We start from the raw sequence: 14,852 nt of genomic DNA, 5'->3' as shown, positions 1-14,852 counted from the left end.
AGTTCATGGTGGGGACTCTGAGGATCGGGGGAAATGATGGCAGAAACAAGCACTATTGATGCGCCCCGGGGCCAGGGCGCATCTGACACATCAATGCAGGATTTTGGCCAGGAAGTCTTTGGCACGCTCTGACTGTGGGTTGTTGAAGAAGTCATCTTTATTGGTGTCTTCCACAATCTTCCCTTCATCCATAAAGATCACCCGATGGGCCACCTTACGGGCAAAGCCCATTTCGTGGGTCACTACCATCATGGTCATCCCTTCCTGTGCCAATTTGACCATGACGTCCAGCACTTCGTTGATCATTTCCGGATCGAGCGCCGAGGTGGGTTCATCAAACAGCATGGCGATCGGATCCATACACAGCGCACGAGCAATCGCCACGCGCTGCTGCTGGCCACCAGAGAGCTGCCCAGGGAACTTTTCGGCATGTGCCGACAGGCCCACGCGCTCCAGCAGTTTCAGGGCTTTATCGCGTGAGGCAGCCTTGTCGCGCTTGAGGACTTTAACCTGCGCCAGAGTCAGGTTTTCAATGATCGACAGGTGAGGGAACAGTTCAAAATGCTGGAACACCATCCCCACTTTGGAGCGCAGTTGCGCCAGGTTGGTGCTCTTGTTGTTGACCTGAATACCGTTAACCTCGATATCGCCTTTCTGGATCGGCTCGAGCCCGTTGACGGTTTTAATCAGGGTCGATTTGCCTGAACCGGAAGGACCGCAGACCACCACCACTTCGCCTTTTTTGACTTCGGTGGTGCAGTCGGTCAGAACCTGAAAGTGACCGTACCACTTAGAAACATTTTTCAGGGATATCATCAAACCGTCCTTTTCTTCAAATAGCTTACCAGCGCCGAGGCGGCGAGACTGATAACAAAATAGACCAAACCGGCGAACAGGATCATTTCCACCTGCGTACCGTCACGCTCACCAATGGTTGAAGCGGTGCGGAAGAAGTCGGCCAGGCTAAGTACGTACACCAGCGAGGTATCCTGGAACAACACGATCCCCTGGGTCAGCAGCAGCGGCACCATGGCGCGGAACGCCTGCGGCAGGATCACCAGCCGCATCGATTGCCACTGGGTCATGCCCAACGCCAGCGAGGCAGAGGACTGACCGCGCGAGACGCTTTCAATGCCTGCCCGGATAATTTCCGAGTAGTAGGCGGCTTCAAACAGCGAAAAGGCTACCATAGCCGAGATAAGGCGAATATCGGTTTTCGGTGAGAGCCCAAGAACTTGTTGTAATAAGCTTGGAACCACCAGATAGAACCATAGCAGCACCATCACCAGCGGTACGGAGCGGAACAGGTTGACGTACAGCGCCGCAAACCAGCTGATCGGCTTGATCGGCGACAGGCGCATCACCGCCAAAACGGTGCCCCAGAGGATACCGAACACAATAGCCGTCACGGTGATTTTCAGCGTGACGACCAGCCCTTGCAGCAGATACGGGAAGCTTGGGACAATCGATCCCCAATCAAATTGGTACATTATTTACTCCCCATATGGCCAGGTAACTGCACTTTCTTCTCGACAATACGCATAAACAGCATGATGACGGCGTTGATAGCGACATAGGCGAGGGTGATGGCAGTAAAGGATTCATAGGCGTGTGCGGAGTAATCCAGCAGCTTCCCGGCCTGAGCGGCCATATCCACCAGCCCGATGGTTGAGGCGATGGCGGAGTTTTTTACCAGGTTGAGCATTTCCGAGGTCATCGGCGGAACGATCACCCGATAGGCGTTGGGCAGCAGCACATAGCGATAGGTTTGTGGCAGCGTCAGGCCCATTGCCAGCCCGGCCGCCTGTTGGCCGCGTGGCAGGGATTGGATTGCAGCACGTACCTGTTCACAAACGCGTGCGGCGGTAAACAACCCAAGGCACAGCATGGAAGAAACAAAGAATTGTACGTTGGGATCGAGCTCGCTCTTGAACCACATGCCGATATCGGCTGGCAGCAGCTCCGGCATCACCAGATACCAGGTAAAAAATTGCACGATTAGCGGCACGTTACGGAACAGTTCGACGTAACAGGTACCTAGTGAGGAGAGAAAACGGTTGGGTACGGTACGCAAAATACCGAACAGTGAACCGACAAAGAAGGCAATAATCCATGCACAGACGGAGAGGGCGACCGTAACCTGAAAGCCGGACCAGATCCAGCCCAGGTAGGTGGTATTCCCAAACGGGGCCTGCTGCAGAAAGATACCCCAGTTCCAATCTATTGACATAACGAACTCCGTTTAACAGGTGCAGAACACCTTACAACTTGATGACCGTGCAGTCGTGGCGCACGCCAGTCATGCTGGCTTTTGGGTGTGCCCCGAGTCGTGTTTAGGAAAGAATGCGGGAGGGGAACGGCCCCCCGCATACCTGTCTGTCCTGTTACGGTCATCTACAACAGCCAGCTGGGCTGGCTTGATCTTTTTAGATTAGTTCAGTGCTTTGTCGTTCGGCTCTTTAAACAACTGCTTCATGTCGTCAGACAGATCGAAGTTCATGTTGAGGTTTTTTGGTGGGATTGGCTGTTTGAACCAGACCTCAAACCATTTGGCAGCCTGGCCAGAGGTTTGAGCTTGAGCGATAGTTTCATCCACCAGCTTTTTGAACTGTGGATCGTCTTTACGCATCATGCAGCCGTAGGCTTCTTTAGACTGCGGAGTGGCAATGATTTCCCACTGATCCGGCTGTTTGGCCTTGGCGCGTTCGCCTGCCAGCAGGGCATCATCCATCATAAACGCCACCGCACGGCCACTTTCCAGAGTGCGGAAGGAATCACCGTGGTCTTTGGCACTGATGATGCGCATTTTCATCTGATCTTTGTCGTTCAGCTTGTTGAGCAACACTTCGGAAGTGGTGCCTGAAGTGACGACCACGGCCTTACCGGCCAGATCTTTAAAGTCTTTGATGTCGGAGCCTTTCTTGACCAGCAGACGGGTACCGACGACGAAAATGGTATTAGAGAATGCCGCCTGTTTCTGGCGCTCGAGGTTGTTGGTGGTGGAGCCACACTCAAAATCGAAGGTGCCGTTTTGCAACAGTGGAATACGGTTTTGCGAGGTGATCGGCAGCATTTTCACCTGCAGATTAGGCTCGTTCAATTTCTTCTTGATGGCATCAACGATTTGGTTGGAATAGTCCTGGGAGTAACCCACAACTTTCTGCTGATTATCGTAGTAGGAGAACGGAACTGAGGATTCACGGTGGCCAACAACAATCACGCCGTTATCTTTGATTTTCTTCAGCGTACCGGTCAGTTCTTCCGCATGGGCTACGCTACTCGCCATCCCGATCAGCAGTAACGATAACGCCAATTTGCGCATTTGCATGGTCCAACTCCTATGCTGTTGTGATTGCCCGCACTCAGGGAGGGCGAGTTAATACGGCTGAGCTATAAAGATAGTCCTAATGCCGATTTACGATAGAAAATAACCGATTGTGAACAAGATGAAACCAAGATGTTTCATTTTTTGCGACATCACGCGCACCAAATGAATGCAATAAACCCCTGGTGCACCACTTGGGTGCGAGTCTTGCGCTGGAGTTGTGCACGGATGCGTCAAGATGTCAGTTAAAGTAAATCAGCAACGTTCTACAGGGTAATTAAAGCAAGGAGCATGCCAGAAACATTAAAAGGGAAGGGGCAACATGAAATGAAGCGGGCACGGTAAGGCACCGTGCCCAAAGAGAACTTATCTGCGGCGCCAGCTAATGAGCAGCGCGATGGCGCCCAGCAGCACGGTGATGATCCACACTGGCGCAGAGCCAAAGCGGGCATACGGCGTGACGCCGGTGGTTGGGGTCACCTTCACTTCCAGCACTTTACGGGTGAACTGTGGGATGGATGCCAACACTTCGCCGGTTGGGCCAACGGCGGCGGTGATGCCGTTATTGGTGCTACGCAGCAATGGCCTGCCCAGTTCCAATGAACGCATACGCGCCATCTGGAAGTGCTGCCATGGGCCGATGGAGTGGCCGAACCAGGCATCGTTGGACACGGTCAACAGGAAGTTGGTATCCGGACGGAAATTGTCGCGTACCTGCTGGCCCAGCACGATTTCATAGCAGATGGCAGCCGTCAGGTTGTAACCGCGCACGCTGAGCTGGGGCTGCACATAGTCACCACGGCTGAACGAAGACATTGGCAGGTCGAAGAACGGAGCCAACGGGCGCAGCAGCGTTTCCAACGGCACAAACTCACCAAAGGGCACCAGGTGATGTTTGTCATAGCGATTGGCTGCCGGGTAGCTGTAAGGCTTTTCCTCCCCAAGCACGATCACGCTGTTGAAGAACTGATTGCCTTGTGGGGTGGCGCGAGCGTCTACAATGCCGGTGATCAGGCTGCTGTTCTTGGCGCGCATCAGATCGTCCATCATGGTCAGGAAACCGTTCTGATTGCTCTCCACATCGGGAATGGCGGACTCCGGCCAGATGATGATCGGTGCTTTGCCCATCAACGGACGGCTCTCATCCAGATAGGTTTGCAGCGTGCTGAGCAACGCCTTCGGATCCCACTTCATCGACTGCTCGATATTGCCCTGAACCATGGCAACGTTCACCGCTTTATCCGGCTGCGGCGTAAACCAGTGGATCTGGCGCAGCGGCCACGGCAGCAACAGCATGGCGATAGCAATGACCGCCGGGGTGATGCGCCGTTGATTGAGGGCAAATACCAGTAGGCCGCTGAGGGACATCAAGAGCAGCGTGATCGCATCCACGCCGAGCAATGGCGCAATGCCTTTCAGCGGACCGTCGATCTGGGTATAACCAAATTGCAGCCAGGGGAAACCGGTCAGCACCCAACCGCGCAGGAACTCGGTCAGTTGCCATAGGGCCGGCGCGGCAATGGCCAGCCGCCACCAGGTGGTACGTGGCCAGATCCGCGTCAGCAAACCGGCGAACAGCCCGGTATACAGCGAAAGATAGGCGGCCAGCAGCACGACCAGGAAAATATTGATGGCAAACGGCATACCGCCGAAATCGGCAATGCTGACGTAAACCCAGTTCACGCCGCTACCGAACAGACCCATACCCCAGCAGAAACCGAGCAGGGCGGATTGTTTGGTGGTGCGGTTGAGGGTCACGGCCAGCAGGCCGAACAGCGAGACAATGGCCGCAGGCCAGATATCGTAAGGGGAGAAGGCCAGCGTGCCACAGGCACCGGTCAAAAGCGCCAGTAGGGCGCGAACCCACTGGCGATCAAGTAATGAGGCTTTAGCCATGTGTAAGTTATTCTTCCAGTTTCGGTTGCGGGGCATCGTCCGGAATTTTGACATGAACCTGGATGATACGTCGACTGTCGGCCATCGCAACTTTAAATAGGTAACCTTCGATTTCAATGGTTTCCCCGCGCGCTGGCAGGTGGCCGAAGGCTTGCATCACCAGGCCGCCGATGGTGTCCACCTCATCGTCGCTGAAATGGGTGCCGAAGATGTCGTTGAAGTCTTCGATCGGCGCCAGCGCCCGCACGGTGAACATGTGGCGGCTAAGTTGGCGAACGTCACGATCTTCCTCATCGTCATATTCGTCCTCAATCTCCCCGACAATCAGCTCCAGAATATCTTCGATGGTTACCAGGCCAGAGACACCGCCGAATTCATCAATGACAATCGCCATGTGATAACGCTGGGAGCGGAACTCCTTCAGCATCCGGTCAACCCGCTTGCTTTCCGGTACCACCACGGCGGTACGCAGCACCTTGTCGATGCTGAACGGCTCGGAGTCTGCGCGCATAAACGGCAGCAGGTCCTTGGCCATCAGAATGCCTTCGATGTGATCTTTATCTTCGCTGATCACCGGGAAGCGCGAGTGGGCGGATTCGATAATCACGTCCAGGCACTCTTCCAGCGTTTGGTTACGCTTGAGCGTCACCATCTGGGAGCGCGGGATCATGATGTCGCGCACGCGCTGCTCGGCGATATCCATCACGCCTTCCAGCATGTCACGGGTATCGGGATCGATCAGGTCGTTTTGCTCGGAATCACGGATCAGCTCTACCAGATCGCCACGGTTTTTAGGTTCACCGTGGAACAGCTGGTTAAGGATAAGAGTAAAGAACCCCTTCTTGGGACTGGGGCTGTCATTGCTTTGTGAATGGTCGTCGCTCATGGCGTTTTAGTTAATATCACTCTATTGAGTTATCAAAATTAGCGACAGCCCCAATCGGGGCTGCGGGGTGCTCAGCTAACATCAGGTGGGATCTTTTTCCGCGAGGTAAGGGTCTGGGTAACCCATCTCCTGCATTATCTCGGTTTCCAAAGATTCCATTTCTTCGGCTTCATCGTCTTCGATGTGGTCATACCCTAGCAGATGAAGGCTACCGTGAACAACCATATGCGCCCAGTGTGCTTCCAGCGCTTTCTGTTGTTCAACCGCTTCCTGTTCAACCACTTGACGGCAAATAATCAAATCACCCAACAGCGGCAGTTCGATTTCCGGCGGTGCCTCGAACGGGAATGATAACACGTTGGTGGGCTTGTCTTTACCACGATAAGTCAGATTCAGCTCATTGCTTTCCGCCTCATCCACTAAGCGGATGGTGACTTCGGCTTCTTCCTGAAACTGTGGCAATACTCCTTCCAGCCAGCGCTGGAAGGTGGCTTCATCCGGTAATCCTTCACTGCTGGCGCAGGCAATTTGTAAATCCAGAATAACCTGGCTCATGGTGTTTCCTGTTCGGAGGCAACCGGTGCCTCACGTCTACGTTGTTCGGCGATGGCATCTTTGCGTTTTTGTTCGGCGGCTTCCCAGGCTTCATAGGCGACCACCACACGGGCGACTACCGGATGGCGCACCACGTCTTCGCTGTGGAAGAAGTTAAAGCTGATCTCTTCCACCTCAGACAGCACTTCCACCGCATGGCGCAGGCCGGATTTCTGATTGCGTGGCAGGTCGATCTGGGTCACGTCGCCGGTGATCACCGCTTTCGAGTTGAAACCGATACGCGTCAGGAACATCTTCATCTGTTCGATGGTGGTGTTCTGGCTTTCATCGAGAATGATAAAGGCATCATTCAGCGTACGGCCACGCATGTAGGCCAGCGGCGCAACTTCTATCACGTTACGCTCGATCAGCTTTTCCACGCGTTCAAAGCCCAGCATTTCAAACAGGGCGTCATACAGCGGGCGCAGATACGGGTCGACTTTCTGGCTCAGATCTCCCGGCAGGAAGCCCAGCTTCTCACCCGCTTCAACCGCCGGGCGGGTCAGCAGGATACGCCGGATTTCCTGGCGCTCCAGAGCATCTACCGCAGCCGCAACCGCCAGATAGGTTTTACCGGTACCCGCCGGGCCAACGCCAAAGGTGATGTCATGGGCGAAAATATTGGCGATGTATTGCGCCTGGTTAGGCGTGCGGGGCTTCACCATGCCGCGCTTGGTCTTGATGGTGACCGATTTGCCGTAATCCGGCACGCTGTCTGCCACCTGCTCCAGCACCCGGCTCTCTTTGATGGCCAGGTGGATCTGTTCCGGATCGATATCTGGGGTCACGCCACGGATCGGCGCGGTATCCACATACAGATGGCGCAAAATATCGGCGGCGGCAACCACGCACAGGTTTTTACCGACCAGCTTGAAACGGTTGTCACGGCGGTTGATTTCAATCCCCAGCCGACGTTCGAGTTGTTTGATGTTGTCATCAAACGGGCCGCACAGGCTCAACAGGCGTTGGTTGTCTGCGGGCTCCAACAGGATTTCTTGTGTTGCGACGTTCAAACGATTCCTCAAGGCTCAACAGGGCCTGGTTGATGTCACGTAACGCGATTTCAGCGCGGGCATTCAGGGCAACCCCCGAACAGCTCTACCCTGAATTATTCATGGTGTACCGCACTGGCGCAAGTTTACCTCTGATCTATCTGTGCGCAGCGAAGGGAATTCAAGGGGGGAGGGGGCAGAATTGGGCCAAATAGTTTGGCCCAACAGCAGGTTAACAGCGGAAATCAGCTCTTCTTCACAAATTCGGATTTCAGCTTCATCGGGCCAAAGCCGTCGATTTTGCAATCGATGTTGTGATCGCCTTCGACCAGGCGGATGTTCTTCACCTTGGTGCCGATCTTCAACATGGAAGAGCTGCCTTTGACCTTCAGATCCTTGACCACGGTCACCGCATCGCCATCGGCCAGCAGGTTACCGTTGGCATCTTTGACAATCAGGGTATCGGCATCTTCAACGGCCGCGCTGTCGCTCCACTCATGGGCGCACTCAGGGCAGATGAACAGGGCGTTATCCTGGTAGGTGTATTCGGAATTGCACTTCGGGCAGTGTGGGAGTTGCATTATTGTGTCGCCTCATAATCAAAATAAAAAAACAAAATTACCGGACAATGACTGCCCGGCAGAGAAAAAGGAAAATGCCAAGGTGGCGGGGCGATCAGGGTTGGTAGCTACCGACGCCCAGCTCATCTTCCTTACGGGTACGTGCAATCACCGCTTGAGGGGATTGGTGCACGCGCAGTTCCATCTGCTGTTCGGTGCGGACCAGGGTACCGCGCAGAGAATTGGTTAACACTTCAGTAATCTCGACGTCGACGAACTGGCCGATCAAATCTGGGGTGCCCTCAAAGTTGACCGTCCGGTTGCATTCGGTGCGGCCAGAGAGTTCCATCAAGCTCTTGCGTGAGGTGCCCTCGACCAGAATACGCTGCACGGTGCCAAGCATACGGCGGCTGAACTGCATCACCTGCTGGTTGATCCGTTCTTGCAGCAGATACAGACGTTGTTTTTTCTCTTCTTCGCTGACGTCGTCAACCATGTCTGCCGCTGGAGTGCCTGGGCGCGAAGAGTAGATAAAGCTGAAGCTGGTGTCGAAGTTCACCTGGGCAATCAGGTTCATGGTCTGTTCAAAGTCGGCCTGGGTTTCCCCTGGGAAACCGATAATGAAATCAGAGCTGAACTGGATATTGGGCCGTGCCTGACGCAGCTTGCGGATAATCGCTTTGTATTCCAGCGCCGTGTGGGCGCGTTTCATCATGGTCAGAATGCGGTCTGAACCGCTTTGTACCGGCAGATGCAGGAAGCTGACCAACTCGGGCGTATCTTCATACACCGCAATAATATCGTCGCTGAACTCAATCGGGTGGCTGGTGGTAAAGCGGATGCGATCGATGCCGTCGATGGAGGCCACCAGGCGCAACAGTTCGGCAAATGAGCAGATGCCACCATCAAAGGTTGCGCCACGATAGGCGTTGACGTTCTGGCCCAGCAGGTTCACTTCACGTACGCCCTGGGCGGCCAACTGAGCGACTTCAAACAGGACATCATCGCTTGGGCGGCTGACTTCTTCACCGCGGGTGTAAGGCACCACGCAGAACGTGCAGTATTTGTTGCAGCCTTCCATGATCGAGACGAAGGCGGTTGGCCCATCGGCACGGGGTTCCGGCAGGCGGTCGAACTTTTCGATTTCCGGGAAGCTGATGTCCACGATCGGGCTATGCGAACCGCGCACGTGGTTGATCATCTCCGGCAGGCGATGCAATGTCTGTGGGCCAAAAACGATGTCAACGCAGGGCGCGCGCTGGCGCAGATGTTCCCCTTCCTGCGAAGCAACGCAACCGCCGACGCCAATAATCAGGTCGGGGTTGTTCTTTTTCAGTTGCTTCCAACGGCCCAACAACGCGAAAACCTTTTCCTGCGCCTTCTCGCGGATCGAGCAGGTATTGAGCAGCAACACATCCGCTTCTTCAGCGTTTTCAGTCCACTCGAAGCCGTGTGTGCTTCCCAGCAAATCTGCCATTTTCGATGAGTCGTACTCATTCATCTGGCAGCCCCAGGTTTTGATATGTAGTTTTTTCGTCATTGACTTGCCATTACTCAGTGCGGAGAGAAAGTTGCGTTACGCGCCATGCAGGAAGGGTATTGTAATCATTTGGCGCGCTGGTGACCAGCGACGTGGCAGTAGCATGCGACCTGAAGCCAGATTAAAAATCCGGTACACTGAGCCAAGATGCCTAATTAACCAAAAGTATAGCCAAAATGAATACTTATCAAAAACGCTTTGATGCCGTGGTGGTTGGCGGTGGGATGGTGGGAGCCGCCGCCGCGCTGGGGCTGGCTCGCGCCGGATTGTCGGTCGCTTTGTTAGAGCACGAGGCTCCCGATACGTTCGATCCCCAAAGCCCGCCGGACCTGCGGATCTCCGCTATTGGCTGCACCTCCGTTGGCTTGTTGAAGCAGCTTGATGCCTGGCCTGCGGTGTTGCAGATGAGATCGGCACCCTACCGCAGGCTGGAAACCTGGGAATGGGAGTCCTCACGGGTGGCATTTGATGCCGCAACGCTTGGGCTGCCAGAGCTGGGTTTTATGGTCGAGAACCGTATATTGCAGCTCGCCCTATGGCAGCAGTTGTCACAATGCGAGAATTTAACGCTGTACTGCCCCACCAGGCTGCAGGCGATGCATCGAGCTGATGACCAATGGCAGGTGACGTTAAGCTCGTCAGAGACCCTACAGGCGCGTTTGGTGGTGGGTGCCGACGGTGCTCACTCACAGGTACGCAAGTTGGCGGCGATTGGCACCAGCGGTTGGCAGTATCGCCAGTCTTGCATGTTGATCACCGTGGAAACCGACCAACCGCAGCAGGATGTGACCTGGCAGCAATTCCTCCCCTCTGGCCCACGCGCGTTCCTGCCGCTGTACGACCAGTGGGCAACGCTGGTGTGGTATGACAGCCCGCAGCGTATTCGCCAGTTGCAGGCGTTACCTATGGCACAGCTCGAACAAGAGATAGCGGTGGCTTTCCCATCCCGCTTGGGCACGGTGAAGGCTCATGCCGCCGGATCTTTCCCACTGGTGCGCCGCCACGCACAACGCTATGTGCAATCAGGGCTGGTGTTGCTTGGCGATGCTGCACATACCATCAATCCGCTGGCCGGGCAGGGGGTGAACCTTGGCTATCGTGATGTGGATGCATTACTGGAGATCGTGAGCGACGCCCGTGAGCAGGGAGAGGATTGGGCGAGTGAAGAGGTGCTGATGCGCTATCAGCGCCGTCGTCGCACCGATAACCTGCTGATGCAAAGCGGCATGGATCTGTTCTATACCGCCTTCAGCAATAACCTGGCTCCGCTGGGCGTGGCGCGCAATCTGGCACTGATGGTAGCGGAAAGGGCGGGCAAGCTGAAAGAGCGGGCGCTGAAGTATGCATTAGGTTTGTGATGACATGGGGCGCCGCATGTTGCGCCCATTTTATCCAAACTCAGAAAAGCAAAAAGCTCGCCGAAGCGAGCTTTTCTAAATTTGGCTGGGGTGCCAGGATTCGAACCTGGGTATGCTGGTATCAGAAACCAGAGCCTTACCGCTTGGCGACACCCCAATTGTAAAGCAGATAGCATGGTGGCTACGACGGGATTTGAACCTGTGACCCCATCATTATGAGTGATGTGCTCTAACCAGCTGAGCTACGTAGCCATTTTTACTACTTTTTGTTGCTTGTCAACTATGTTGTATGGCTGGGGTACCTGGATTCGAACCAGGGAATGCTGGTATCAAAAACCAGTGCCTTACCGCTTGGCGATACCCCAATAACACAATTAACTTTTTTTACCGCGCCCCATCCTGAAAAGATGGCTGGGGTACCTGGATTCGAACCAGGGAATGCTGGTATCAAAAACCAGTGCCTTACCGCTTGGCGATACCCCAATAGCAAATTAACTTTTTTACAGCGCTCCATCTGGGAAGATGGCTGGGGTACCTGGATTCGAACCAGGGAATGCTGGTATCAAAAACCAGTGCCTTACCGCTTGGCGATACCCCACCTGCTGTATGCGCGACGATGAAAGAAAATGGTGCGGGAGGCGAGACTTGAACTCGCACACCTTGCGGCGCTAGAACCTAAATCTAGTGCGTCTACCAATTTCGCCACTCCCGCAAAAAAGATTGGTGGCTACGACGGGATTCGAACCTGTGACCCCATCATTATGAGTGATGTGCTCTAACCAACTGAGCTACGTAGCCATCTTTTTCGCTCAACCTTCATCGGCGTTGCGGGGCGCATTATGCGTATATGGCCGATTTGCGTCAACTAGTTTTTTCCCGAAAAAGCGACTGGGCGGGTTGTTTGTCTGGGTTGTGAACAGTATGGTGATAAAAACGGCAGTTCGGAGGGTTAACGGTTGAAAACATCCACAAAAAAGCGGGCCATCAGGCCCGCCGAAGGTAAAACGGTGACGGTTTACTTATAGGCTGACTGGTGTACGCCTACGGCACGGCCTGATGGGTCGTCCATCTTTTTGAAGGATTCGTCCCATTCAATGGCTTTTGCCGACGAGCAGGCTACGGAAGGGCCGCCAGGGACACATTCCGCTGCGCTCGGCAACGGGAACAGCTCTTCGAAAATCTCGCGGTACAGGTAGCCTTCTTTGCTGTTTGGCGTGTTGTACGGGAAGCGGAAACGTGCCGTTTCAAGCTGTTGATCGCTAATCTGCTTGGCAGCGACTTCTTTTAGCGTATCGATCCAGCTGTAACCGACACCGTCGGAGAACTGCTCTTTCTGGCGCCAGGCCACGCTAGCGGGCAGATAAGACTCGAAGCATTGGCGAATAATGTGCTTCTCCATCTTGCCGTTGCCGCACATTTTATCCTGCGGGTTGATACGCATCGCCACGTCCAGGAAGTTTTTATCCAGGAACGGTACGCGGGCTTCTACACCCCAGGCAGACATTGCTTTGTTGGCACGAGCACAGTCGTACATATGCAGCGCCAGCAGTTTACGCACGGTTTCCTCGTGGAATTCTTTGGCATTTGGCGCCTTATGGAAGTACAGGTAGCCGCCGAACACTTCATCCGCTCCTTCGCCAGACAGCACCATCTTGATGCCCATCGCTTTAATCTTGCGTGACATCAGATACATCGGCGTGGAGGCGCGTATGGTGGTGACATCGTAAGTTTCGATGTGGTAGATCACATCGCGGATGGCATCCAGGCCTTCCTGCACCGTGAAGTGGATTTCATGGTGGACGGTGCCAAGGTGGTTAGCGACCTCTTGAGCCGCACGCAGATCCGGGGAACCTTCCAGCCCGACGGCGAAGGAGTGCAGCTGTGGCCACCAGGCTTCACTGCGCTCATCATCTTCTACCCGGCGTGCGGCATATTTTTTGGTGATGGCAGAGATCACCGAGGAATCCAGCCCGCCCGAGAGCAACACGCCGTAAGGCACGTCCGACATCAGGTGGCTTTTGACCGATTCTTCCAGTGCGTTGCGCAGGGCGTTGGCATCGGTGACGTTGTCTTTGACGTTGTCATAGTCGAACCAGTCACGCTGGTAGTATTCGCGGATTTCACCGTCCTGGCTCCACAGGTAGCTGCCCGCCGGGAACTCTTTAATGCTGCGGCAGACCGGCACCAGTGCCTTCATCTCAGAAGCGACATACAGGTTGCCGTGCTCATCGTGCCCCATATACAGCGGGATGATGCCGAGGTGGTCGCGGCCAATCAGGTGAGCGTCTTTTTCCGTGTCGTATAGGGCAAAGGCGAACATACCTTGCAGATCGTCCAGGAAGTTCGGGCCTTTTTCCTGATACAGCGCCAGGATCACTTCGCAGTCGGAGCCGGTCTGGAATTGATAATGCTCACCCAACTGCTGACGCAGGGCCTGATGGTTATAAATTTCACCGTTAACCGCCAATACGTGGGTGTGCGCAGCGTTGTACAGCGGTTGGGCACCGTTATTCACGTCAACAATCGACAGGCGCTCGTGAACCAGAATGGCTTTATCGCTGGCGTAAACGCCGGACCAGTCTGGGCCGCGATGGCGCATCAGGCGCGACAGTTCCAACGCTCTTTTACGCAGTTCAACCGGATCGGACTTCAGATCGAGCACACCGAAAATAGAACACATACAAACTCTCCTAACGACATTTTATGGCGGTGATGTGATGTACAGCGCGCCTGCATGTAAAGTCAACGGTGCGGCTTTGCTGCCTTCTGATAATGAAAATGCGTCAAAAGCTGAGGTGTATGCAAGCGATTTAGCGTTACGCTGAAAAATAGTCTTGGGGTGGGGTGTTAAAATTAGTGGATGTTCAATTTTAAGCGGTAAAAATTGAATAATATCTAATTTTTCGTCGAATGAGGCGAGTGTGGGATAAATTTTCTGGCGTTTCGATGATCGATGTTTTCCCTCACCCCAACCCTCTCCCACAGGGAGAGGGAGCTGTCCGGAGGTCTTGATTAGCTTGTACGACTTCGGAAAGTAGGGGGTAAGAACAAAAACGGTAAGGTATTACCTCAAGCGATCAACGAACTCGATCGGTCCTCTTTCCCACAGGGAGAGGGAGCTGTCCGGAGGTCTTGATTTGCTTGTACGACTTCGGAAAGAAGGGTGTAAGAACAAGGACGGTAAGGTATTACGTCAAGCGATCAACGAACTCGATCGGTCCGCTTTCCCACAGGGAGAGGGGGCTGTCCGGAGGTCTTGATTTGCTTGTACGACTTCGGAAAGTAGGGGGTAAGAACAAGAACGGTAAGGTATTACGTCAAGCGATCAACGAACTCGATCGGTCCGCTTTCCCACAGGGAGAGGGAGCTGTCCGGAGGTCTTGATTAGCTTGTGCGACTTCGGAAAGTAGGGTGTAAGAACAAGAAAGGTAAGGTATTACGTCAAGCGATCAACGAACTCGATCGGTCCCCTCTCCCTGTGGGAGAGATACCGTCTTGTCGGTTATCCGGCAAGCGGTATTTCCGCATTAAATGTCTTTCCTGATTTCACCACGCCATAAGCCAGTTGCAGTAATTTGCGCATCGCTGCACAGACTCTCTCTTTGCCCGTCTTTCCGCGTAACTTCAGCCTTTCTATCAAGTCCTTAACCACTACATTGTATTGGCCTGCCACCACCGCGGGCATGTATAACGCGCTTCGC

At 54.3% G+C, this 14,852-nt stretch carries 12 protein-coding genes, 7 tRNA genes and 1 pseudogene; 1 reads left to right on the top strand and 19 read right to left on the bottom strand.

Features of this window, described 5'->3' with window-relative positions; all coding sequences use genetic code 11:
• Positions 1 to 90: 90 nt before the first annotated feature.
• From JHD74_RS06870 to miaB, 10 genes are all read right to left on the bottom strand, one after another.
• Complete coding sequence (locus JHD74_RS06870; protein WP_021179998.1) at positions 91 to 816, bottom strand: amino acid ABC transporter ATP-binding protein; 726 nt, start codon at positions 814 to 816, stop codon at positions 91 to 93.
• Positions 816 to 1,490 (bottom strand): glutamate/aspartate ABC transporter permease GltK, encoded by a 675-nt coding sequence (gene gltK / locus JHD74_RS06865; protein ID WP_021805327.1) that lies wholly within the window; start codon positions 1,488 to 1,490, stop codon positions 816 to 818. The genes JHD74_RS06870 and gltK overlap by 1 nt, the downstream gene beginning before the upstream one ends.
• Positions 1,490 to 2,230, bottom strand: a complete 741-nt coding sequence (locus JHD74_RS06860) for an amino acid ABC transporter permease (RefSeq protein WP_021179996.1) — start codon at positions 2,228 to 2,230, stop codon at positions 1,490 to 1,492. The genes gltK and JHD74_RS06860 overlap by 1 nt, the downstream gene beginning before the upstream one ends.
• A 201-nt stretch (positions 2,231 to 2,431) precedes the next feature.
• Positions 2,432 to 3,328, bottom strand: coding sequence for an amino acid ABC transporter substrate-binding protein (locus JHD74_RS06855; protein WP_024531235.1), 897 nt, complete (start codon positions 3,326 to 3,328; stop codon positions 2,432 to 2,434).
• A 363-nt stretch (positions 3,329 to 3,691) separates the two neighbouring features.
• Positions 3,692 to 5,221, bottom strand: coding sequence for an apolipoprotein N-acyltransferase (gene lnt, locus JHD74_RS06850; RefSeq protein WP_199062185.1), 1,530 nt, complete (start codon positions 5,219 to 5,221; stop codon positions 3,692 to 3,694).
• A 7-nt stretch (positions 5,222 to 5,228) separates the two neighbouring features.
• On the bottom strand, positions 5,229 to 6,107 hold the full coding sequence (gene corC, locus JHD74_RS06845; protein WP_024483194.1) for a CNNM family magnesium/cobalt transport protein CorC: 879 nt from the start codon (positions 6,105 to 6,107) through the stop codon (positions 5,229 to 5,231).
• A gap of 81 nt (positions 6,108 to 6,188) precedes the next feature.
• The gene (gene ybeY, locus JHD74_RS06840) at positions 6,189 to 6,662 is read right to left on the bottom strand and encodes an rRNA maturation RNase YbeY (protein ID WP_025123434.1); all 474 of its coding nucleotides are present in this window, start codon (positions 6,660 to 6,662) and stop codon (positions 6,189 to 6,191) included.
• Positions 6,659 to 7,714, bottom strand: a complete 1,056-nt coding sequence (locus tag JHD74_RS06835; RefSeq protein WP_024483192.1) for a PhoH family protein — start codon at positions 7,712 to 7,714, stop codon at positions 6,659 to 6,661. Before JHD74_RS06835 ends, ybeY begins: the two co-directional genes overlap by 4 nt.
• A 224-nt stretch (positions 7,715 to 7,938) precedes the next feature.
• Complete coding sequence (locus JHD74_RS06830; protein ID WP_021179990.1) at positions 7,939 to 8,274, bottom strand: zinc ribbon domain-containing protein YjdM; 336 nt, start codon at positions 8,272 to 8,274, stop codon at positions 7,939 to 7,941.
• A 94-nt stretch (positions 8,275 to 8,368) separates the two neighbouring features.
• Positions 8,369 to 9,793: a tRNA (N6-isopentenyl adenosine(37)-C2)-methylthiotransferase MiaB gene (gene miaB, locus JHD74_RS06825; RefSeq protein ID WP_024531232.1), complete on the bottom strand. Its 1,425-nt coding sequence runs from the start codon at positions 9,791 to 9,793 to the stop codon at positions 8,369 to 8,371.
• A 176-nt stretch (positions 9,794 to 9,969) separates the two neighbouring features.
• On the opposite strand from miaB, the gene ubiF reads away from it, so the two are divergent.
• On the top strand, positions 9,970 to 11,151 hold the full coding sequence (ubiF, locus tag JHD74_RS06820) for a 3-demethoxyubiquinol 3-hydroxylase (RefSeq protein WP_074027925.1): 1,182 nt from the start codon (positions 9,970 to 9,972) through the stop codon (positions 11,149 to 11,151).
• An 82-nt stretch (positions 11,152 to 11,233) separates the two neighbouring features.
• On the opposite strand, the gene JHD74_RS06815 is transcribed toward ubiF, so the two are convergent.
• From JHD74_RS06815 to JHD74_RS26580, 9 genes and pseudogenes are all read right to left on the bottom strand, one after another.
• Positions 11,234 to 11,308: transfer RNA gene (locus JHD74_RS06815), tRNA-Gln, on the bottom strand.
• A gap of 18 nt (positions 11,309 to 11,326) precedes the next feature.
• Positions 11,327 to 11,403, bottom strand: a tRNA-Met gene (locus JHD74_RS06810).
• Positions 11,404 to 11,441: 38 nt separating this feature from the next.
• Positions 11,442 to 11,516 (bottom strand) — tRNA-Gln (locus JHD74_RS06805).
• Between the two features lie 43 nt (positions 11,517 to 11,559).
• Positions 11,560 to 11,634 (bottom strand) — tRNA-Gln (locus JHD74_RS06800).
• Positions 11,635 to 11,674: 40 nt separating this feature from the next.
• Positions 11,675 to 11,749 (bottom strand) — tRNA-Gln (locus JHD74_RS06795).
• 29 nt (positions 11,750 to 11,778) lie between these two features.
• Positions 11,779 to 11,863 (bottom strand) — tRNA-Leu (locus tag JHD74_RS06790).
• A 9-nt stretch (positions 11,864 to 11,872) separates the two neighbouring features.
• A tRNA-Met gene (locus JHD74_RS06785) sits at positions 11,873 to 11,949 on the bottom strand.
• Between the two features lie 217 nt (positions 11,950 to 12,166).
• Positions 12,167 to 13,831: an asparagine synthase B gene (gene asnB / locus JHD74_RS06780; protein ID WP_199062183.1), complete on the bottom strand. Its 1,665-nt coding sequence runs from the start codon at positions 13,829 to 13,831 to the stop codon at positions 12,167 to 12,169.
• Between the two features lie 822 nt (positions 13,832 to 14,653).
• Positions 14,654 to 14,852, bottom strand: a pseudogene (locus JHD74_RS26580) (IS110 family transposase); the annotation flags it as partial.

Origin of the sequence: Serratia sp. ASV30 (assembly GCF_016428815.1) — a bacterium.
GTDB lineage: Bacteria > Pseudomonadota > Gammaproteobacteria > Enterobacterales > Enterobacteriaceae > Chania > Chania fonticola_C.
The sequence above is the reverse complement of the archived record's forward strand: the minus strand, read 5'-3'. Positions and strand labels throughout refer to the sequence as shown.